At 52.0% G+C, this 21706-nt stretch carries 22 protein-coding genes; 13 read left to right on the plus strand and 9 right to left on the minus strand.

Annotation, left to right across the window (positions count from 1 at the left end; all coding sequences use genetic code 11):
• Positions 1-2: 2 nt before the first annotated feature.
• Both Kalk_RS20100 and Kalk_RS20105 read left to right on the plus strand, forming a co-directional pair.
• On the plus strand, positions 3-671 hold the full coding sequence (locus Kalk_RS20100) for a class I SAM-dependent methyltransferase (protein ID WP_101895956.1): 669 nt from the start codon (positions 3-5) through the stop codon (positions 669-671).
• A gap of 177 nt (positions 672-848) precedes the next feature.
• Positions 849-3101: a M48 family metallopeptidase gene (locus tag Kalk_RS20105; protein ID WP_101895957.1), complete on the plus strand. Its 2253-nt coding sequence runs from the start codon at positions 849-851 to the stop codon at positions 3099-3101.
• Here Kalk_RS20105 and Kalk_RS20110 read toward each other — a convergent pair.
• Positions 3071-3715, minus strand: coding sequence for a TetR/AcrR family transcriptional regulator (locus Kalk_RS20110; protein WP_101895958.1), 645 nt, complete (start codon positions 3713-3715; stop codon positions 3071-3073). The two genes, Kalk_RS20105 and Kalk_RS20110, sit on opposite strands and share 31 nt — an antisense overlap.
• Before the next feature lie 334 nt (positions 3716-4049).
• On the opposite strand from Kalk_RS20110, the gene Kalk_RS20115 reads away from it, so the two are divergent.
• From Kalk_RS20115 to Kalk_RS20165, 11 genes are all read left to right on the plus strand, one after another.
• Positions 4050-5495 (plus strand): glyceraldehyde-3-phosphate dehydrogenase, encoded by a 1446-nt coding sequence (locus Kalk_RS20115; protein ID WP_101895959.1) that lies wholly within the window; start codon positions 4050-4052, stop codon positions 5493-5495.
• 519 nt (positions 5496-6014) lie between these two features.
• Positions 6015-7349 carry a Na(+)-translocating NADH-quinone reductase subunit A gene (locus tag Kalk_RS20120; RefSeq protein ID WP_101895960.1) on the plus strand — a complete coding sequence of 445 codons (1335 nt, stop codon included), beginning with the start codon at positions 6015-6017 and terminating at the stop codon, positions 7347-7349.
• A complete protein-coding gene (locus Kalk_RS20125) occupies positions 7333-8556 on the plus strand; it encodes an NADH:ubiquinone reductase (Na(+)-transporting) subunit B (protein WP_407656786.1) in 1224 nt (407 codons plus the stop codon). The genes Kalk_RS20120 and Kalk_RS20125 overlap by 17 nt, the downstream gene beginning before the upstream one ends.
• On the plus strand, positions 8546-9361 hold the full coding sequence (locus tag Kalk_RS20130; RefSeq protein WP_101895962.1) for a Na(+)-translocating NADH-quinone reductase subunit C: 816 nt from the start codon (positions 8546-8548) through the stop codon (positions 9359-9361). Before Kalk_RS20125 ends, Kalk_RS20130 begins: the two co-directional genes overlap by 11 nt.
• A gap of 3 nt (positions 9362-9364) precedes the next feature.
• Positions 9365-10030 (plus strand): NADH:ubiquinone reductase (Na(+)-transporting) subunit D, encoded by a 666-nt coding sequence (locus tag Kalk_RS20135; RefSeq protein WP_101895963.1) that lies wholly within the window; start codon positions 9365-9367, stop codon positions 10028-10030.
• Positions 10031-10045: 15 nt separating this feature from the next.
• Positions 10046-10657, plus strand: coding sequence for an NADH:ubiquinone reductase (Na(+)-transporting) subunit E (gene nqrE / locus Kalk_RS20140; RefSeq protein WP_101895964.1), 612 nt, complete (start codon positions 10046-10048; stop codon positions 10655-10657).
• Between the two features lie 21 nt (positions 10658-10678).
• Positions 10679-11911, plus strand: a complete 1233-nt coding sequence (gene nqrF, locus Kalk_RS20145; RefSeq protein ID WP_101895965.1) for an NADH:ubiquinone reductase (Na(+)-transporting) subunit F — start codon at positions 10679-10681, stop codon at positions 11909-11911.
• Positions 11912-11925: 14 nt separating this feature from the next.
• Entirely contained in the window at positions 11926-12957 is a 1032-nt protein-coding gene (locus Kalk_RS20150) for an FAD:protein FMN transferase (protein ID WP_101895966.1), read from the plus strand.
• Between the two features lie 67 nt (positions 12958-13024).
• Positions 13025-13252, plus strand: a complete 228-nt coding sequence (nqrM, locus tag Kalk_RS20155; RefSeq protein WP_101895967.1) for a (Na+)-NQR maturation NqrM — start codon at positions 13025-13027, stop codon at positions 13250-13252.
• 113 nt (positions 13253-13365) lie between these two features.
• Complete coding sequence (gene sthA, locus Kalk_RS20160; protein ID WP_101895968.1) at positions 13366-14763, plus strand: Si-specific NAD(P)(+) transhydrogenase; 1398 nt, start codon at positions 13366-13368, stop codon at positions 14761-14763.
• The gene (locus Kalk_RS20165; protein ID WP_101895969.1) at positions 14764-15189 is read left to right on the plus strand and encodes a VanZ family protein; all 426 of its coding nucleotides are present in this window, start codon (positions 14764-14766) and stop codon (positions 15187-15189) included.
• Here Kalk_RS20165 and Kalk_RS20170 read toward each other — a convergent pair.
• The 8 genes from Kalk_RS20170 to Kalk_RS21625 all read right to left on the minus strand — a co-directional run bounded on the left by Kalk_RS20170 (position 15169) and on the right by Kalk_RS21625 (position 21611).
• Positions 15169-16092 (minus strand): HD-GYP domain-containing protein, encoded by a 924-nt coding sequence (locus Kalk_RS20170; protein WP_101895970.1) that lies wholly within the window; start codon positions 16090-16092, stop codon positions 15169-15171. The genes Kalk_RS20165 and Kalk_RS20170 overlap by 21 nt on opposite strands.
• Before the next feature lie 33 nt (positions 16093-16125).
• On the minus strand, positions 16126-17205 hold the full coding sequence (locus Kalk_RS20175) for an aminopeptidase (protein ID WP_101895971.1): 1080 nt from the start codon (positions 17203-17205) through the stop codon (positions 16126-16128).
• Entirely contained in the window at positions 17189-17917 is a 729-nt protein-coding gene (locus Kalk_RS20180; protein ID WP_101895972.1) for a glycerophosphodiester phosphodiesterase, read from the minus strand. The genes Kalk_RS20175 and Kalk_RS20180 overlap by 17 nt, the downstream gene beginning before the upstream one ends.
• Before the next feature lie 7 nt (positions 17918-17924).
• The gene (locus Kalk_RS20185; protein ID WP_101895973.1) at positions 17925-18845 is read right to left on the minus strand and encodes a carbon-nitrogen hydrolase; all 921 of its coding nucleotides are present in this window, start codon (positions 18843-18845) and stop codon (positions 17925-17927) included.
• On the minus strand, positions 18842-19855 hold the full coding sequence (locus Kalk_RS20190; protein WP_158643614.1) for an agmatine deiminase family protein: 1014 nt from the start codon (positions 19853-19855) through the stop codon (positions 18842-18844). The genes Kalk_RS20185 and Kalk_RS20190 overlap by 4 nt, the downstream gene beginning before the upstream one ends.
• An 82-nt stretch (positions 19856-19937) precedes the next feature.
• Positions 19938-20246, minus strand: a complete 309-nt coding sequence (locus tag Kalk_RS20195) for a hypothetical protein (RefSeq protein WP_101895975.1) — start codon at positions 20244-20246, stop codon at positions 19938-19940.
• Positions 20247-20314: 68 nt separating this feature from the next.
• Positions 20315-20890 (minus strand): PilZ domain-containing protein, encoded by a 576-nt coding sequence (locus tag Kalk_RS20200; protein WP_101895976.1) that lies wholly within the window; start codon positions 20888-20890, stop codon positions 20315-20317.
• A 91-nt stretch (positions 20891-20981) separates the two neighbouring features.
• Complete coding sequence (locus tag Kalk_RS21625) at positions 20982-21611, minus strand: TetR/AcrR family transcriptional regulator (RefSeq protein WP_101895977.1); 630 nt, start codon at positions 21609-21611, stop codon at positions 20982-20984.
• Positions 21612-21706: the final 95 nt, after the last annotated feature.

The following is a 21706-nucleotide window of genomic DNA, read 5'->3' on the forward strand; positions in this document are numbered from 1 at the left end:
GGGTGGCTGCGGCGGATGTTGCGGGCGACTTACCCTTTGTCCTATCCGGGGTTCACGTCGAGCCGCGCCAGCTGCCCATTGCCCCAGAAATAACGCTCCACCTGATGCGGGATGATTTTCCTAAGGAAAGCTTGGGGCAGGCTGATGCAGCTCGCTTGATGAATGCGCCGCCCTACTGGGCTTTTTGTTGGGGCGCAGGACAGGCTTTGGCGCGCTGGATACTGGATAACCCGCAGGCAGTTCGGGGCCGCAATGTGGTGGATTTTGGTGCCGGGTCCGGGGTGGCCGGTATCTCTGCTGGCAGAGCCGGTGCTGCTCAGGTGAGCTGTGTCGACATCGATAGTGATGCGCTTGCTGCATGCGCAAAGAACAGCCAGATCAACAATGTGTGTGTCCAGCTGGCATCAGAATTTTGTCCCGGAGAGAGGTCTCTACTGCTGGCGGCGGACATTTGTTACCAGGAGCAAGGCTTCGTTGGTGTCATTGAACACATGCGGTCCGGTGGCGATGTGATCGTGGCTGAATCGCGCTTGCGGGATCTTTCAGAACGCTTCCCAAAATTAACAAAAGTGGGTGAATACCGAGTCCGTACATTTCCTGACCTGGATGAGTCTGAAAACTATGACGCAGTGCACATTTATTGTACTTATCAGTTATCAAAAAAGCCTTAAAATTCGGGCCGTTACAAAGGTCAACAATTCTTCACACAATCGCCAACGGATGTCCACGTAGTAATGAGCATTGCTTTGCTATATTGCAGAGCATAACGATTAAATTTCATACCTTAATCCAATTCACTTTATGTATGTTTTCAGACCAGACCCGTTTGATCGTCGGAGATTTTACGAATGCTGCAGGATGCCTCACAACATCTGAATGTGACTTTCAGCTGGGTTTCTACTGGGCAGTTCGCGCGAGGGAAGGGGCCTGTGCTGACGGAAGGCTATAGCCAGGATGATATAAAAAACGGTTTCAGGGTTGACTCTCTGGCACCCAAACCGCTCGGGGATCGCCTCAAAATGGCCTGTGCCGCGCTGTTTTCTGTGGTGATTCCGCTTGTGTTTATGTTGGCTCTGCTGGTGGTAACGGCAAGCTGGCTCAATCTTACCTGGCAAGAGCTGAGTTCTGATCAAAGTTCGGTCAGTCTGGTTATGGCTATCCTTGTTGCCGGTGACGTGTTCCTGCTGGGTTTTATTTTTGCGTTCTATCGTCGTTTGATTGAGGTTCGCCGAGAGGCCAAGAGCTATTACGAGCTGAGCGCCGATGCGCAACCCGAGATACACGCCTTTATCGATCACATCGCCGACATGCTGAATGCGCCAAAGCCCAAGAGCGTCAAGTTAGACGCGGAAGTAGGGCTGATCCTGCGACCGGCTTCGTTGCGGGATGCGTCGGTAGGAGAAGGGCCTGAAGTGGTTATCGGTTTGCCCCTGCTGTATGGACTGAGCGCACGCCAGTTGTCCGGCGTTATTGCGCATGCCTATGCCGGTTATTCCCGCGAAGCGCGTTTGCGCGGTTATCCGTTGTTGAGTTCCATTGATCGTTGGTTATTTACCCAGACCGGCCTGGGCCGCATGAACGCACCCAGTCGTTCGGATTTTGGCGTCAAAACTCAATCCATGATCCAGCGCGTGCTTAAGCCCTGGGATGTATTGGTTCAGGGTACTTTCTATCTGGTCTACCGTATTGTCAGTTCCATGACGTTTGATGTCAGCCGAAAAGTGGATATGGCAGGAGACCTGTTGAGTGCGCGTATTGCGGGCTCTACCGAGTTCCGTTCCACCCAGTTCCGCTTGCGATCTCTGCATTATGGGCAAGTGAATGCCAACCAGGAGCTGGTGGGCAGCTGGCGCACCAAAAAGCTGTCTGACAACTTCCCTGCCTTGGTGGTGGATCACGCGGATACTTTGCAGTTGTCTCTGCGCCCCCGTTTGATTCAGGAGATGGAAGAGTTAGTCACGCCGTTGACCCGTAGCCGCATCGTCGACCTGGGCCGCATCGTAAATGTCGAGCACACGCAGGAGGAGGGCGCCTGTTTCCTGTTGGGAGCCGCCATTTCGCTGTTGAGGGAACCTGCCAAGGTCAGCAAGGCAGTCACCCTTAGTCACTACCGATTTATCGGCATTCGGCACCCTGACGTGTATGCCACTCAAAAAGTACAGTCGATCCAAAAAGCCGAGCGTGAAAAAGCCAAGCGCCATCGGGTGTTCATGGGGCTGGAGCGCAGCGCCCGGATCGTACGCATTGATGAATTCGAGAAATACCAGTCAAGTTCTGTAGAATCCAGGTTGGTGGATTATCGTGTTCTGACCGATAAACTGCGTGATCACGAAGCCGAGGTAGGGCATCTGGCGGATGCAGTGCGTGAGTTTGAATTCCGCAAGAACCTGCTGCATACCCGTAAGGCGCTCGAAGAGTGCAGAAACGCCGATGGTAAAGTGTTGCGTGATCTTGAGGTGCAGTGGCTTACTCTGATTAAAGATCAGAGTGAATTTAAATCAGCTCTGGTGGGTTACGAATCCAGTTTTTCCCGCAAAGCAGCCATTGCCCTCAGTTTGGCGCTGGATTCTGCCGATGTGCAGGAGCAGCTGCAAATGACCCGCCATGAGATGCATTCTCATTTTGTACGCCTGGTGGATGCACTCAGTTTTATGTATCGCAGCTTTGAAAGTGTTCAGCGCCTGCGCTCCTATACCCAGGTGTTGGGTCAGATCCTGGTGGAAATCGGTGCAGATATCAAAGTGAACCCCCAGTTGGTGGAAATGAGCAATCGTTACCAGCGCTATATGATGATTGAGCTGGATGCACTGATTCGCGTGTTTGCAGGAGTGACCTATCCGCTGGGTGGGATCAGCTTCAGTGGATCGGGTCAGAACGGTCAGCGTGCGGGTGAGGCGGATCTGTTAACGGTTGGGGATGTCATTCGTTACGAGGTGCCAGACCTTGATTCTGCGGGTTCCTGTCCGGAGGCCTGTCATCGGGTTGCCAATGCGGTCACTCAGTATCTGGATGGCTTCAATGAGCATATACAGCAGCGGGTAACCGGCGTGGTTGCCTGTGTTGACCAAAGCTATTCCGACGCCGATAACCCATCCAGATAGGTCCCTGCCACTGCCTCCAGCATTTCCTTGCCCTCTGGAGGTAGATAGGGGGCGATATGGCTCATCACCTGATGAACGCCGCCACCCAGATCGTCTGGATCCATGGCGGAACCCATATGGCGTATGTGTTGGTAGTTCAGCCAGTAGGTTGCGGTAATGGTCATATTGGTCACCAATCGATCGGCCTCGTCATCACTCATCTGAATCAGTGAATCCTCTCTCATCATATTGATAACGCCGAGAGCGGCAGCACGCTTCTTGTCTAATATACGATTGAACTTCTTCTGTAGTTTGTCATTGCGTTCCAGAATGGCGACCGGATCCCGATACAGAAAGCGAAACTCCCATATCTTTTCGAAGATCATATGCACGTACATCCAGTAATCCATCATGTCCAGCCCTGCCTCGGCGGGGGACTGCAACACCTCATGGATGCTTGTTTCGAAAGCCTGAAACAGCTCTGCAATGATCTCGTCTTTGTTTCTGAAGTGGTAATAGAGATTGCCGGGGCTGATTTCCATTTCATTGGCGATATCAATGGTGGTGACGTTGGGTTCCCCACACAAATTGAACAGTTCCAGGCTGGTTACCAAAATGCGGTCGCGTGTTTTCATCTGCAGTAGTCTATGTCCCTAAACAGCTTTGGCCTCAGCAATATTGCCACCTGCGATCAGTAAAGCATACGCCAGGGGCGCTCCCAAGTCACCCTCCGAAGCCTTGACTGCTTTGTTTAAGTTGCTGAAATTCCGGGCGAAAGTGTGAATTATCCAAGCGGGATCAAGGCTATGTAACAAGTCAGATTGATAATTGCCGCCATTAAAATGATAATAGGCGCCCCAACGAGCCGGCAGGCAGCATATTGTGGGCGATTCTGGTGCAATCCAGGGCTTACAGCCGGACTAAAGCAACGCATAGCTAGCAGCAATCGTATATAAAAGGTATTAACCCGTGGCAGACAAGTCTACTCAACATTTACAATCCTGGATAAACCGTGAGGCTCTGGCCGAGTCCATGATCCCCATGATCGGTAAACTGTATCGCGAGCACAACGTGGTCACTTCGGTGTATGGCCGAGCCATCATTAACCGCTCAGTGATCGATATCATCAAAGCCCACCGTTTTGTTCGTCAGCTGCATGTTGAAGCGCTGGATGTGTCTGAAACCTACCCGGTTCTGGAAGCTCTGATGAGTTTGAACCTGGGGCCAGCCCGCATCGATATCGGTAAGCTGGCTGTAAAATATCGCAACGAAGGAAAAGGTCAGGATGTGGCCGACTTCGTGCGCTCGGAAGTGGCTGATGCGCTGGATCCAAGCGCCTCTTCTATCGCGCCGCCCAAAGACATCGTACTGTACGGTTTCGGTCGTATTGGACGTCTGCTGGCCCGCATCTTGATCGAAAAAGCCGGTGGTGGTGCTGCGTTGCGTCTGCGCGCTATTGTGGTACGCCAGGGTGGAGCAGAAAATGATCTGGTAAAACGTGCCAGCTTGCTGCGTCGTGATTCGGTTCACGGTTCTTTCCGTGGCACTATTTCTGTCGATGAAGAGAATCAAGCCATCGTTGCCAACGGCAACTACATTCAGGTGATCTATTCGGATGATCCGGAAAAGGTAGACTACACCCAATATGGCATCAACGACGCCATCGTGGTGGATAACACCGGTAAGTGGCGCGATGAAGCGGGTCTGGGCAAGCATCTTAAGTGTCCTGGTGTAAGTTATGCGGTATTGACCGCTCCAGGCAAAGGTGACGTTAAAAACATCGTTATGGGTGTGAACGATGATTTGATCACCAGCGATGATCGCATTTTGTCCGCAGCCAGCTGTACCACTAACGCCATTGTGCCTGTGCTGAAAGTGGTAAACGATCTCTATGGCATTGAAAACGGCCACGTTGAGACCGTTCACTCCTACACTAACGATCAAAACCTGATCGACAACTACCATAAAGGTGATCGTCGTGGTCGTAGTGCGGCGCTGAATATGGTTATCACCGAAACCGGAGCAGCGAAAGCCGTTGCCAAAGCACTGCCTGAGCTGGGTGGTAAGCTGACTGGTAACGCCATCCGTGTACCGACCCCTAACGTATCCATGGCGATTCTCAACCTGACCCTGAATAAGGAAGTAACGGTTGAAGAAATCAACAGCCAGCTGCGTCAGGCGTCTCTGGATGGCCCATTGCGTAAGCAGATCGATTATGTGAACTCGCCCGAAGTGGTTTCCACTGATTTTGTGGGCTCACGTTACGCCAGTATCGTTGATGCAGAATCCACGATAGTGAATGGTAGCCGTTGCGTACTCTATGTTTGGTATGACAACGAGTTCGGTTACAGCTGTCAAGTGGTTCGCATGTTGCAGAAAATGGCTGGGGTGAACTACCCAAGCTTCCCTAAGTAAGCCCCATCAAAACCATAAGGCTTTGATTGAAAAGGCAGGGGTGGATTGACCACCCCTGTTTTTTATTAAGGCCGATATCGCCATCAAATCTATACCAAATTGCAATTAATGTGGTTCTCAACTAGCCAATCCCTCTGATACAAATTATAATCCGCCCGCAAATTTAGGGTTGAGGGCCTGGATTCGTCCAGAATTTCGTGAATGCACCTTCTTGAAGATTACGGAGATTTGGCCAACAAAAGTACGATATCAAACTGGATTGGGCTGGCGGCAAGGTCGCTCACCTGACTATTACTGATCAAGCGCAATGAGCAAATTTACCACTCAGCTAACGGCTGTGTGGCATTTGTACATTCGGTTGCCTGTAAGCGTACTACACTTGTTGTCTAACAGAGCTCGGATGTGAGCTGTCTCTGAACCTCTGCCTTAAGTTTAAGCATCTACACTTGAACGGAATTGCCGACCCACAAGGCCGGTTGATTCACTGAAGCGTAACTTTAACAGAAACGGTTAGGGGCTATGATCAAGATCAAACGAGGTCTGAATCTCCCCATAAGCGGCGCACCGAAGCAGACCATTGAAGATGGCCCAAGCATTCGTACTGTTGCCGTTCTGGGTAGTGACTATGTGGGTTTGAAACCCACGATGTATGTCAAAGTTGGCGATCAGGTCAAGAAAGGCCAAGCGCTTTTCGCTGATAAGAAGGTAGAGGGGGTTGTTTTCACTGCGCCCGCTTCCGGTACCGTCGCCGCCATTCACCGCGGACAGAAACGCGTATTGCAGTCGGTCGTTATTGATGTGGCTGATGGCGAAGAGGAAACTTTTGACGCCTATGCTCCAACAGAACTGAGCAGTCTCAATCGTGATAAAGTACAGGAAAGCCTGATTAAGTCAGGGCTTTGGACTGCTTTTCGCACCCGGCCTTTCAGTAAGATACCTGCTCCCGGCTCCGAGCCGAGTTCCATTTTCGTAACCGCCATGGACACCAATCCACTGGCAGCCGATCCGGCTGTTGTGGTGAAAGAAGATTCTGTGGCGTTCCAGCAAGGCTTGGATGTCCTCTCCAACCTGGCCAAGCAGGTGTGGTTGTGTAAGGCGTCCGGTGCCAGCATCGGCGGTAACGGCATTGCCAAAGAAGTTGAATTTGGTGGCCCCCATCCTGCAGGTTTGCCCGGTACACACATCCATTTCCTGGATCCGGTATCAGCCACCAAAACCGTGTGGCACATCAATTACCAGGATGTGATCGCTATCGGTAAATTGTTTACCACAGGCAAGTTGAGCAATGAGCGCGTTATTGCTATCGCTGGCCCACAGGTTACCAGCCCCCGACTGATTCGTACGGTACTGGGTGCCAGTACAGATGAGTTGCTGGCAGGCCAACTGGAGGCCGGTGAAAACCGAGTCATATCCGGTTCTGTGTTGTCCGGTGCACATGCCTTTGGCCCATACGCCTATCTGGGTCGATATCACAATCAGATCAGTGTGTTGAAAGAAGGCCGTGATCGCGGAGTGCTTGAATACCTGTGGGCAGGTAAAGACAAACATTCTGTGACGAATACTTTCATATCCGCACTGACCCCCGGCAAACTGTTTTCTTTCACCACCACCACTAACGGCAGTCCACGTGCCATGGTGCCGGTGGGTGCTTATGAGAAGGTCATGCCGCTGGATATTCTGCCGACCCAATTGTTGCGCTCCCTTATTGTGGGTGACACTCAAACCTCCCAGGATCTGGGTTGCCTTGAGTTGGACGAAGACGATGTGGCGCTGTGTTCCTACGTTTGCCCCGGCAAATACGAATACGGCCCCATTCTGCGTGACAACCTAGAACGTATTGAGAAGGAGGGATAAGCCAGTGCTGCGTAGTTTCTTCGAAAAACTGGAACCGCATTTCGAAAAAGGCGGCAAGTACGAAAAGTACTATGCTGTGTTCGAAATGTTCGACACTTTCTTCTTCAGTCCGCCCTCGGTTACTCATGCCAGTGCGCATGTGCGAGACGGTCTGGATCTGAAGCGCATTATGATCACCGTATGGCTTTGTACCTTCCCGGCCATGATCTTCGGTATGTATAACGTCGGTGCCCAGGCGCTGGGGTTCATGGCCGAAAACGGTATCACTGCCCAAGGCAACTGGCGTTTCTTCTTCACCGATATCCTGATCGGTTATAACCCTGCAAGTGTTTGGGATTGTATTGTGTATGGTGCAGCATTTTTTCTGCCTATCTACATCACAACCTTTGCTGTGGGGATCTTGTGGGAAATTATTTTTGCGGTAAAGCGTGGCCATGAGGTAAACGAGGGCTTCTTCGTAACGTCGGTGCTGTTCGCTCTGACTTGCCCGCCCAGCATACCTTTGTGGCAGGTGGCGCTCGGTATTTCGTTTGGTGTGGTTCTGGGTAAAGAAGTTTTCGGTGGCACCGGTAAGAACTTCCTTAACCCCGCACTGACTGGCCGTGCATTCCTGTTCTTTGCCTATCCTGCTTATATGTCTGGCGATTCTGTCTGGACCGCAGTAGATGGCTTCTCTGGAGCAACTGCATTGAGCATGGCAGCCAACGGCGGTATGGAAGCCCTACAGGGTTCACTGACATGGTTTGATGCTTTCCTCGGTAACATGCAAGGCTCTATTGGCGAAACATCGGCACTGGCACTGTTGCTGGGTGGTGGTTTGCTGGTCTTGACCGGTATAGCGTCCTGGCGCATCGTGGCCGGTGTGTTCATCGGTACTGCGGCAATGGGTATGCTGTTCAATGCGGTTGGCAGCGACACTAATCCAATGTTTGAGATTCCTTTCTACTGGCACTATGTGCTGGGTGGTTGGGCTTTGGGTACGTTTTTTATGGCGACCGACCCTGTTTCCGCTTCCATGACGGATAAAGGCAAGTTGGTCTTCGGTATCCTGATCGGCGTCATGGTGATGTTGATTCGTGTGGTGAACCCTGCGTTCCCAGAGGGCATGATGCTGGCCATCCTGTTCGGCAACCTGTTCGCCCCCACCATTGACCACTTTGTGATTCAAGCCAACATCAAGCGGAGGTTAGCACGCAATGTCCAGTAACGATTCAACCGGGAAAACCCTGTTGGTTGCGTCACTGCTGTGTATCGTATGCTCCATCATAGTATCGACCGCTGCAGTGGCCCTGAAAGGGGAACAAGTAAAAAATAAACTGTTGGACAAGAATAAGAATATTCTTGCCGCAGCAGGCATGCTGGAAGAAGGTAAATCTGTACAGGAAGTCTTCGAACAGCGTCTGGAAGTCAAATTGGTGAACCTGGATACCGGTGAGTATCTGACCGAAGAAACCGCAACTGAGGAATGGCAGAAGGCCGCTCTGAAGAACCCGGTTGCTTATGATCAGCGCAAAGCCGCCAAAACCAAGGGCAAGAACGAAATTCTGGATGGCGCAATCGATATTGCCAGCATTAAACGTCAAGCCAAGTTCGCTACGGTCTATCTGGCCAAGGATGAGGCAGGCAACATCGAAACCATCATCCTGCCGGTTCATGGCTACGGCCTCTGGTCTACTTTGTATGGCTTCCTGGCGCTTAAAACGGATGCCAATACAGTTGTAGGCTTAGGTTTCTACGAGCACGGTGAAACACCAGGGCTGGGCGGTGAAGTGGATAATCCCAAGTGGAAGTCCATGTGGCCTGGCAAGCAAGTGTTCAACGCACAGGGTGAGGTGGATATTCGCCTGATCAAAGGGTCCGTTGATGCTTCCAGTCCTAAAGCGTCACATCAGATTGATGGTTTGGCCGGCGCGACCCTCACCAGTAATGGTGTGACTAACTTGATTCAGTTCTGGTTGGGTGAGAATGGCTTCGGCCCTTACCTGGCTAAAGTGAAAGAGCAGGGGGTGTAAGACATGTCATCTGAAACCAAAAAAGTCCTGTTGGGACCCGTACTAGATAACAACCCTATTGCCTTGCAGATACTGGGTATTTGTTCTGCTCTGGCAGTAACCAGTAACCTGAACACCACGGTGACCATGTGTATCGCACTGACCACGGTTACGGCGTTCTCGAACTTCTTTATCAGTTGTATTCGCAAGCATATTCCATCCAGCATTCGAATCATTGTGCAGATGGCGATCATTGCGTCCCTGGTAATCGTTGTTGACCAGTTCCTGAAAGCCTATGCCTACTCAGTGAGCAAGCAGCTTTCAGTATTCGTTGGTCTGATCATCACTAACTGTATCGTGATGGGGCGTGCAGAAGCCTACGCCATGAAGAATCCGCCTATCCCAAGCTTCCTGGATGGTATTGGTAATGGCTTGGGGTATAGCGCTGTGTTACTGAGCCTTGGTGTTGTGCGCGAGTTGTTTGGTGCCGGTAAATTATTCGGTATCGAGATTCTCAGCACGGTAAACGATGGTGGATGGTACGTGCCAAATGGCCTGCTCTTGTTGCCACCCAGCGCGTTCTTCCTGATCGGTTTGTTGATCTGGGCTTTGCGCTCTGCCAAGCCAGAACAGGTTGAGAAGCCCGAGTTTGCACTGGCACCTCAATCCAAAGCGTTGACAGCGCATTAATCGGAGGGTTTAACAATGTTTGAACATTATTTGAGCCTGCTGGTTAAGGCGATCTTTGTAGAAAACATGGCGCTGGCCTTCTTCTTGGGTATGTGTACGTTTATCGCAGTATCCAAAAAGGTTCAGACGGCTTTGGGATTGGGTATCGCGGTTGTGGTTGTGCAAACCGTTACTGTGCCGGTAAACAACCTGATCTTGAACGGCTTGTTGAAAGAAGACGCGCTTGCATGGGCAGGTGTCGAAAGCGTGGATCTGACTTTCCTGAGCTTGTTGAGCTTCATCGGTGTTATTGCAGCACTGGTGCAGATCATGGAAATGTTCCTGGATAAGTATGTCCCTGCTTTGTATAACGCGCTGGGTGTCTTCCTGCCGCTGATTACGGTGAACTGCGCCATTTTGGGTGGCTCGCTGTTTATGGCGGAGCGTGATTATACCTTTGGTGAAAGCGTAGTGTATGGCGTGGGCTCTGGTGCCGGTTGGGCATTGGCGATCGTGGTACTGGCCGGTATCCGTGAAAAGATGAAATACAGCGATGTGCCAGCTGGTTTGCGTGGTTTAGGTATTACCTTCATCTGCGTTGGCTTGATGTCACTGGGCTTTATGTCTTTCTCTGGCATTCAGTTGTAATCGGACGGGGAGAGTAGAGTTATGGATCAATCAACAATTTTTATTGGCGTGGGCATGTTCACGACCATCTTGTTGGCCCTGGTAGTGCTGATTCTGTTGGCCCGTTCACGCCTGGTAAGCACCGGTGACGTGCACCTGGATATTAACGAAGATCCTGATAAGGGCATCGACGTTCCTGCCGGAGGCAAGTTGCTGAACACCCTGGCGGATAAAGGTATCTTTGTGTCGTCAGCCTGTGGCGGTGGCGGTACTTGCGCTCAGTGTAAAGTGATCGTAAAAGACGGCGGCGGCGACATTCTGCCTACTGAAGAAAGCCATTTTACCCCCCGTGAAGTGAAAGAAGGGTGGCGTTTATCCTGTCAGGTTGCTGTTAAGCAGGATATGAAAATCGAGCTGGACGAAGCGTTCTTCGGCGTGAAGAAGTGGGAAACCACGGTTCGTTCCAATCACAACGTGGCTACTTTCATAAAGGAATTGGCGCTGGATCTGCCTGAAGGCGAGGTCGTTAATTTCCGCGCCGGTGGCTATGTACAGTTGGAATCACCACCTCATCATGTTCAGTACAAGGATTTCGTGATCGAAGACGAGTTCCGGGGTGACTGGGAGCGGTTCGGGTTTTTCAATCTGGAATCAAAAGTAGATGAGACGGTTATCCGCGCGTATTCCATGGCTAATTACCCGGAAGAGTACGGCGTACTGAAATTCAACATCCGTATAGCGACACCGCCTCCTGGCTCTCATGGTATTCCACCTGGGCAAATGTCCTCGTGGGTATTCAGCCTGAAGCCCGGTGATAAGGTTACTGTGTACGGACCTTTCGGTGAGTTCTTTGCAACCGATACTGATAATGAGATGGTGTTCATTGGCGGTGGTGCAGGTATGGCACCCATGCGCTCACACATTTTCGATCAGTTGAAGCGTCTGAAGAGCAAGCGCAAGATCTCCTTCTGGTACGGTGCCCGAAGTTTGCGTGAGCTGTTCTACAAGGAAGATTACGACTCATTGGCAGCCGATAATGATAATTTTGATTGGCATATCGCCCTGTCTGACCCCCAGCCAGAAGATAATTGGGATGGTCTGACCGGTTTTATCCATAATGTGTTGTATGAGCAGTATCTGAAGGATCATGAAGCGCCTGAAGATTGCGAATATTACATGTGTGGGCCACCGATGATGAATGCCGCAGTGTTGAAGATGTTGGAAGATCTGGGTGTTGAGCGCGATAACATCCATCTTGATGACTTCGGCGGTTGATCGAGTTCCTCAATATGAAAAAACTACAGCCCGTTATGATCAGTCTGGTTTGGTTCAGCCTGTTGATAACGGGCTGTTCCCGTTCTGGTGGGCCGGATGTGCTGGAGTTCAGCGGGCCTACCATGGGCACATGGTACACCGTGAAAGTGGTGGATTTGCCCAAAACCACCACGCCGGAAGCTGTAGCTCAGGTTATTGAGGAGCAGCTGAATAACGTCAACGGAAAAATGTCCACCTACCAGCCCGAGTCTGAACTGTCCCGCTTTAATCAGACTGCTCCGGGCGAACTCTTTACGGTGTCTTCCGATACCTTCGAAGTGCTGACCAAATCGTTGGAAATATGGCGTTTAAGCCAGGGTGCTTTTGATATCACCATCGGCCCGCTGGTTAATCTATGGGGTTTTGGCCCCGATGGTCGACCTGAGAAGATCCCGGGGAAAAAGGAGATGAAGGCAGCCTGGGGGCGGGTTGGCGCTGATCGCTTGTCCCTGCATATTGATGACCTGCAGATTGTGAAGCAGAAGGATTTATACCTGGATCTGTCTGCCATAGCCAAAGGTTACGCAGTAGATCGAGTGGCTCAAGCGTTGGAGAATATGGGCATTCGGCGCTACCTGGTTGAGGTTGGTGGTGAAATCAGGGCAGGTAACAGCAAAGCCCATGATCTGTCCTGGCAGGTGGCGGTGGAGGAACCCATAAGCAATCTGCGTCAGATCCACAAAGTGATCAAACTGGATAATGCCGCGATGGCCACTTCCGGTGATTATCGTAATTACTATGAATATCAGGGGCGTCGCTACTCACACACGATTGATCCGCGTAATGGTAGGCCAGTTGATCATAAGGTGGCATCAGCGTCGGTGATTATGCCGTTGTGTGCAGACGCCGATGCCTGGGCTACCGCCATGATGGTGCTTGGACCTGAGCAAGGCATGGAAGTAGCCGAAGCCAACCATATTGCTGTGTATATGTTGCTGAAATCGGAGCAGGGCTTTGAGTCGATTCATAGCACCGCGTTTGAACGGTATCTTCAGGAAGCCCGATAAATCCACTAATTTGTTTCGATCGCACCGCAAGGTGTAAACTGTTCCGACCCTGTTGTAGGAGTACGTTATGACCACTTTTCTGATTGCCTTTCTGTTTTTTGCCATAGTCGTTGCGGGTATGGCCGTGGGTGTGATTTTCTCCAATAAGCCCATTAAAGGCTCCTGTGGCGGCCTCAGCAATATCGGGCTGGATGGTGATTGCGAGATTTGTGGTGGCAATCTCGATAAGTGTGAAGAGTCCAATAAAGAGCAGAAAAACGCCACTGATTTAGCCTACGACGCCACCAAGCGCTAGACTTCTACTCAATTTGTACAAAACAAAGCCTCGCTGGAGTGTTAATACATTCCTCCGGGGCTTTTCTTTACCTATACTAAAAATTGAATGGTATTTCAGACGGTTAACCAGCTATGCCTACACATTATGACGTTGTGGTAATCGGTGCCGGGCCTGCCGGCGAAGGGGCCGCTATGCGGGCCAGTAAGGCCGGGATGGATGTGGCCATGGTGGATGAAAAGCCCATGGTGGGAGGCAACTGCGCCCATTTGGGTACGATACCGTCTAAAGCGCTGCGTCATGCGGTGAAACAGATCATCACCTTCAATACCGATGCCTTGTTCCGGGATATCGGAGAACCCCGCACCTTTTCTTTTCCAAAAGTGTTGAAACGGGCAGAGAGTGTGATCGGTAAGCAGGTTAAGCTGCGTACGACGTTTTACGCCCGTAATCGAGTGAAGGTTTACAGCGGCCAGGGTCGCTTTACGGATGAGCATACCTTGGAAGTGGTGAAGGCGGATGGTTCCATTGAAACCCTGATTGCCAACAAGTTTGTTGTTGCCACGGGATCTCGCCCTTACCACCCGGATGATGTGGACTTCCGTCATCCCCGGGTCTACGACAGTGACACCATTCTCAAACTTCAACATACACCCCGTAAAATCGTTATATACGGTGCCGGTGTGATTGGTTGCGAGTATGCTTCTATTTTCTGCGGTTTGGGTGTGCGGGTTGAGTTGATTAACACCCGTGATCGCTTGCTGGATTTCCTGGATCATGAGATTTCTGATGGCCTCAGTTATCATTTGCGGGATATTGGCGTGCTGATTCGCAACGGCGAGGAATACGAAGAAGTGCTGTGCCGAGAGAACGATGTGATTGTGAAATTGCAGTCTGGCAAAGCGGTGCGGGGTGATGCGTTTCTGTGGTGTAACGGCAGAACGGGCAATACTGATCAACTGAACCTGGATGCGGTGGGGTTATCCCCCAACTATCGTGGCCAATTAGAAGTGAACGACCGATACCAGACCGACGTTGCCCATATTTATGCTGCAGGCGATGTGATTGGCTGGCCGAGTCTGGCCAGTGCTGCGTACGATCAGGGGCGTTCGACCGGTGCGGGGCTTGCCGAGCTGGATGATTTCTATTTGGTGCAGGATGTACCCACCGGTATTTACACTATTCCTGAAATCAGTTCACTGGGTGCAACCGAACAGGAGTTGACCCAACAGAAGGTGCCCTATGAAGTAGGACAGGCAGCGTTCAAGACGGTGGCTCGAGCACAGATAACAGGGGAAACCGTGGGCTTGCTGAAGATTCTGTTCCACCGGGAAACGATGCAGATCCTGGGCATCCACTGTTTCGGTGATCAGGCATCGGAGATTATTCATATCGGCCAGGCGATTATGAATCAGCCTGGGGAGGCAAACACCATAGAGTATTTTGTGAACACAACCTTTAATTATCCCACCATGGCGGAAGCGTATCGCGTGGCTGCGCTGAATGGCCTCTATAGAGTGAGCAGTTTCTGAATGCTGAATGTGCCGTTGCGTTCAATTCAAATTACCTGGCTGTTTCGCATCGCGTTACTGGTGAATTTGGTCGCGATAAGCTGGTTGGCGTTTACTGGGTCGCGGTATGCGGTACCTGAGCTGTTCACTGATAAAGTGAATCATATTTTTGCGTTTTTCGTGCTCTCCTACTGCATCGACAGAGGCTTTCCTCGTCATCGTTTCCTGGTGTACAAGGTGGTGCCGTTGGTGGCTTATGGCTTAGCCATCGAGCTGGTGCAGAGCCGTTTGCCCCATCGTGATTTCTCGATGTGGGATTTGGCGGCGGATTGTGCTGCCATCGCGGGTTACTGGCTAATGCGCCAACCTCTTCGTCGACTTTTGATCCCTAAGGAACGTCAAAACCCGTGCGATGAAGATCAAGCTTCAGTCAAAAAGGGCAGATAGATCCACGGACGGTCGCGCCGGGGGATAGGTCGCGCCAATTACTTTGAAGTCAGGGTTTTTTGCATCCCGCACTACCGGCCCCATATAGGGGATGCTGTTGGCGTCAAACAGTGCGCGCACAATGGGTATCGGGCTGTTTTTTTGCCGTTGCACCACAATGGCCGTTTCGCCGCTGGCCAGTTTGACCCAGGTGCCCGGTGGGTAGATGCCAATGGATTTAGCGAAGTTCAGCAGCAGACCCTTGATACGGGGATCCTCATCGTTTTGAAAATGGGCTAACGCCTCCCGTGCCAGTACGGGTTTGCGATGGGCACGATTGTCGATGCGGGCGGTATACACCTCACACATGGAAACCACGAGCGCCAGATCTGAAATGTCCTTGCTGGGGAGCCGGTTCGGGTAGCCACTGCCATCGGGTCGTTCATGGTGCTGGCGAATGGCCTTGATCATGTGCGGATCCATAAAGCCCGCTGCTTCCATAATCTGCGCACTTTGCAATGGATGTTTTTCCAGCTTGGCCCGTTGCGATTCAGTCAGCTTCCCGTCCATCCTGTTTAATAAAACCTGAAATTCATAGAAGGTGATGTTGCAGAACAACACAGCCTGTATCAGGGCCCTGCGGCGATTTTCGTCCAACTGTTGTTGTGCTGAAAACAGGTGGGCTATCACCGCGCAATAGATGGGCTGCTTGAGTGGTGAAGTCTGTTTGGACAGGTGTATGGCTGCCAGGGCAGCATCAGGATTGACATCGGTGATGCTGGTGATGGTGTGTATTAGCGTGTCCATCATACTGGCGGCTTTTTCATGCTTGGACTTAATCGCTGTGTATAGATCAGACAGCACCGGAACCAGTTTATCCAGCTGTGTGAACGGGTCCGTTGTCTTTTTTAGCGGCTGGGACATGGGCAAGGTTTTATCCGCCTTGAAATCAAAAACTTAATTGTCAGTATAGACGATGTTCGCGCTGGCAAGATGGTTTAGGCGATCATGGCGCTGTTGTTTCGATCGCTCCGCAAGGGCACGGCTTTCCGCAATAAATGTGGCTATATTTTGATCTGATTCGCCGTAAAGTGCGAGAAACCCTGGGGTGAGCTGGTGATAGGTCGCCACGGTGGAGAGTTGTGCATTATTTAGCCCTGCACTAAACCAGTCGTCGTAGCCTTTGAAATCGTTCCACTCCTGCTTGAACGCGGTGTAGTCTTGCCGCATGGCTTCAATCAACTTCTGCTTTTCGATGCGTTTCTGCTGATCACTGATTTCAGATTGATAGAGTGCGTCACGGCGTGCTTTATGCTGCAAGATCAGGTGGGTAAAGGCCTGATGGCGCTGGTGGGCCTGCTCATAGGCTGGCCATGCAGCCTGTAGCCCCTGTTGTTTGATCCACTGGGACAGCAGTATGGTTTCGACGCTGGTGGCGAAGCTTTCGTTGAATACGGTGTCATCTTGTACATAAAGCACTTGATGGGCAAGCTCGTGAAACAGCAGGGCCGCCAGTGCCAGTTTGCCGCGCTGCAGAAATGTACTCAGTACCGGGTCATCGAACCAGCCCAAGGTACTGTACGCTCCCACGCCGCCGATATAGGTGTCGAAGCCTTGCTGCTCCATTTTTTCGGCGTAGCGTTGGGCATCTTGTTCGTCAAAATAACCGCGATAACTGACGCAGCCCGCAATGGGATAACACCACGTGTGGTTTTGCATGGACAGTTCGGGGGTGGCAAAAACGTTCCAGGATACGTATTCCCGCTGCAGATCTACGTATTCCAGATAGCTGTCATTGTGTTCCAGGGCGAGTTGCTGCAATGCAAACTGGCGAGCTTGCAACAGGTACTGCAGTTGCTCTTTGGTTGCATCTGGGGTGTGTGTTGAGCTCAGTAGTTGGTCAATTGGTTGTTTGCGCTGGATCAGATCCCATTGACCGTGGGCGGCTTGCCAGTAGTACGGCAGGTCGCACCCACTCAGTGTACTCAGCAGGCAGAGGAGCGGAAATAGAGCGAGGTGTTTATTGTGCTTCCACATGAAGGTGTTTCAACATCAGGCTGGGGACATCGGTAATGATGCTGTCCACGCCCCAGTTTTGCAAACGGCGGGCGGCGTTGATGTCGTTTACGGTCCAGGTGGATACCTCCAATCCAAGCATGTGTGCAGTGTCAATCATGCCGGGAGTGCAGCGATGATGGTTGATGACCAGATGGCTGCAATGATGGTTCAAGCTGACTTCCAACGGATCACGGGTAAAGCGTTCTGCAACAAATCCCCGGCGCACTGCTGGTGCAACCCGATGCATGATGGCCAGCAGGTTTTGATCCGAGGAGGTGACAATCGCCTTGTTTTGAAGCTTGAAACGGCGCACCAGTTCAGCCAGTCCGTGGGCAATGGTATTGAGGATGGTGTTGTCGGCGGTTTTGACTTCCAGTTGAATGCTTTTCAGCTCGGGCCATTCGGACAGCACGTCTGCCAGTAGAGGAATGCCGCTGTGTTGGGGCCAGTGGGGAAAGGGCAGGGTGGCGTTCATCTGCTGCAGTTCGGTCGCAGTGAAATCCAGGACATTGCCTTTGCCATCGCTGGTGCGGTTGACCGTGGTGTCGTGCAGCACCACCAACTGCTGATCCTTGGAGAGGCGGACATCCAGTTCAACGTGATGAATACCCAACTGACGCAGGTGTTGGAACCCCGCCAGGGTGTTTTCCGGGGCTTCTTTGCGCGCGCCACGGTGTCCGATCAGGATCATGGGGGTGTTAATCCTTCAAAAAGCGCTTGGTGAGGCCGGCGTAGGCATCGATGCGACGATCACGGAAATAGGGCCAGATGCGACGCAGGTATTCAGTGCGCTCGAGTTCGATATCGGCATACAGGTATTGCGCACTGTGTGCATCGGCCTCCACCAGAATGTCGCCTTGGGGGCCGGTAATGAAACTGCCGCCCCAGAACTGGATGCCATCGCTGTGCTCGGAGGGATCTAATTCATGACCCACCCGGTTGGCGACGATGACAGGTAGGTGGTTGGCGACCGCGTGGGAGCGTTGGATCAGGGTCCATGCCCCTTTTTGGCGTGACTGCTCGGCTTCGGTGTCGTTGGGATCCCAACCGATGGCGGTGGGGTAGAGCAGCAAGTCTGCCCCTGCCAGTGCCATCAGGCGAGCCGCTTCCGGGTACCACTGATCCCAGCACACCAGCACGCCCAGTTTGCCAATGCTGGTGTTGATGGGGGTAAAACCGCTGTCGCCATTGAGTTTTTCGGCGTCGCCCGGTGTGAAATAGAATTTTTCGTAAAAGCCGGGATCATCTGGAATGTGCATTTTCCGGTAGGAGCCACAAAAGGAGCCATCGCGGTCGTAGACGACGGCGGTGTTGTGGAACACACCGGGGGCGCGCTTTTCGAACAGGGAGCCCACCAGCACTACGTTGGAATCCTTTGCCATGCGGCTAAGGCGCTGTCCGCTGGGACCGTCCAATGGCTCCGCCAGATCAAACAGGCTGGTATCTTCGGTTTGGCAGAAGTATTGGGTGCAGTGCAGTTCCTGCAATAACACCAGATCCGGCTTGGCCTCGCGCACTAATGCTTGCAGCAGACGTTCGGTCTCGGCCAGGCTTTTGTTTTTGTCAGGCCAGGCGGGCTGCTGAATGACGGCGACACGCAGGCTTTTGTTATCTGTCATCGAATGATCCCTTTGGGTAGCTGCATGGTGGCGCAGTGGGGGCCACCGTATTGTCTGATCAGGTTGTTGCCTGGCACCGTGATAATGGTTTTGCCGGGAAAGCAGCGCTGCAGGGTGGTTTTTGCTGCTGCGTCTGCTTCGCAACCGAATACTGGCATTATGACGCTGTTATTCAGTATCAGAAAGTTGATGTAGCTGCCGGGCAGACGTTTATCGTTTTCATCAAACTGGGGGCTGGGAATATTAATGGGTTCCAGTTTGTAGGGGCGGCCATCGGGCTGAGTGAAGCCTTGAAGCTGCTTCTCCATGGCGCTCAAATGCTGATGGTGGGGATCGTTCTTATCTGCACATACTGCATAAACAATGGTTTCGGCGTCACTGAAGCGAGCCAGGTTGTCGATATGGCTGTCGGTATCGTCGCCCAACAGAGCGCCCTCACTGAGCCACAGGGTGCGATTCAGGCCGAGTTTCTCCAGCACCAGGGCTTCGATCTGTTCCCGGTTCATATCGGTATTGCGGTTGCTGCCCAGCAGGCAATGCTCGGTGGTGAGCAACGTGCCGCAGCCGTCCGTTTCGATGCTGCCGCCTTCCAGTTCAAAATTGACGCTCTGCAGGGGCACCAGCCAGTGTTCGTTCAAACGCTGATTGATATGGTTATCCAGTTCTGCGTCGTATTTGTCGCCCCAGCCGTTAAAGCAGAAATCCAGTAAGGTTCTGTGGCTGCCATCGTCTAGGGTGATCGGGCCGTAATCACGGCACCAGGTATCGTTATAAGGAGATACAGCCAGTATTGGGTCGTGCTTGCAGCGACCCTGCAGTAACCCCTGGATGTGTGCTCGATGGGCTTGATCCTGGCACAGGATCAGTGGCGGCACTTCGGTGGCGATGGCGCAGGCCAGTGCTATGTAGTCCTGCTCAATGGCATTGAGCCAGGGGTGCCAGTCGGTGCTGGCGTGGGGCCACGCCATCAATACAGAAGCCTGCTCGGCCCATTCAGGGAGCAGTTGCATAGGTTTGGTCATAATTCAGGAGAAAGACAGTGATAACGAGGCGGTAAAATAGCGCAATACCGCCCCGGTTTAAAGAGGATTGTTAGTTGCGGTGCAGGACACTGTGGATAACACGATCCTGCTCGAAGTACACAGTGTAATGATCATAAACCCAGCGTGAAATCGGAGGCTCGCCCACTGCGGACACCTTCTGACCGGGGGCACCAAACTGGTTGGTAACCTGATTCATGCTCATACCGCTGCGGGGGCGTGCTTCGTTGGCATAGGCGATACCCTGCTGGCCAATGGGCACGGCCGCCGGTGCAGAGGGTACGCTCATTTGATCAGCCAGCACTGCGCTGCTGCTCATCAATAGGAAACTGGCAAATAGGGGCTTAATCTTGTTCTTCATCTTCAGACCTTTTTCGGCGGTTTGCCTTGAGTATCTTTTTAGTTATAGCAGATAAATCTTTGCTTTCGCTATTTGTTTTCGCTGGAAGTATGGGGCTGTTCACGAATCTCGCGGGACTGCAGGCGTCTTATGTGCCGAACAATCTGCTTGCGATCCGGTTCCTGTAGCACCAAAAATTCTGCGCCAATGCGGTAAATAGTGGGTTGGTCTTCTATTTGTTCGCAGCTCTTTACCACGCCGATGGCGGCGATGGTGGCGTAATTGGGGAACAATACCAGAATCAGATGCAGGTAGGATTCTGGCACCATGGGGCTGCTGTCGTAAAAAGAGATGCCGCCTTCGCTCAGATTGATGGATTGTTTTTGGCTGATCTGTAGATCGTGACTGACCACGTATTTGGCGATCAGATCGATCTTTTCATCCATGTAACGCAGGTAGCTGCCCAGGGCCCGGTTGTAGTCGCCAACCTGCCTCAGCAGATCCCGGCTTTCGTTTTCGATGGCCTGCAGCTGGCTGATCAACACGGCCTGACGCGGGATGCCGTATTGCTCCCCATAGGGGTCATCCGAGATCAGGTGCTTTTCGATCGGCTTTTTGATCAGGTGCACGCGATCTTCGATTCGATAGTAGTCCCGTTTCTCCATTGGGCGTGATTTCCTGTGAGGGTAAGTTCCTGATTGGATATAGGTTTAAGTTTAGCCTCTTTAGTGATGACTGAACATGAGGAGGCGTTATTCACTCTCCTGCCGCGGTCTCATGTCGTAGATCGCCTTCGATATTGTACTGAATCATTTTGGCGAGCCCTTCGGTCAGGGCTTCAAAATCAAAGGCCGGGTTGCGTTCGCTCAGGTGCCGTATGACCGTGCCCACGCCACCGTGAATCATGATGTAGCTCATGACGGATATGTTGGGTAAGCGGCTCAATTCAGGGTGGTGCATCATGAATTGTATGGTCAGTTCTGCCAGGACATGATTCAGAGGTTTAAGGTGGTGGCGTGGGGTGAAGTGACCCATTTGGGTGGCGTAACTCAAGTACAGATTGTCGTTTCGACGCAGTAGATCCCGAAACGCAAACAGCAGAGCCCGCACGGCATCCTGGGGCGTCATCTTGACCAATTCAGGAATCAACGGCTTTACCATGCCTACGATTTCATGCACCACATGATGGTGAATGGCGTCAAAAACCTCTTCCTTATTGGCGAAATACTCGTACAGAGATCCGACACTGATTCCGGCAGTGTCTGCGATTTTGCGAGTGGTGGTGCCTTCAGCGCCGTAGCGACGCAGGCATATCAGCCCAGCTTCCACGATGTCTGACACGGTTTGCTTGGAGCGTTGTTGTTGGGGCTTGCGGGTCTTGGCCATATCCGAATTGAATCCGAACAAATGATCGGTTTAATGTTACATCATTCGATGTAACAGTCAAGCAAGCGCTTGGTTATAGCGCAGTATAAGGATTT

The sequence above is a fragment of the Ketobacter alkanivorans genome, from assembly GCF_002863865.1.
GTDB classification, from domain to species: domain Bacteria; phylum Pseudomonadota; class Gammaproteobacteria; order Pseudomonadales; family Ketobacteraceae; genus Ketobacter; species Ketobacter alkanivorans.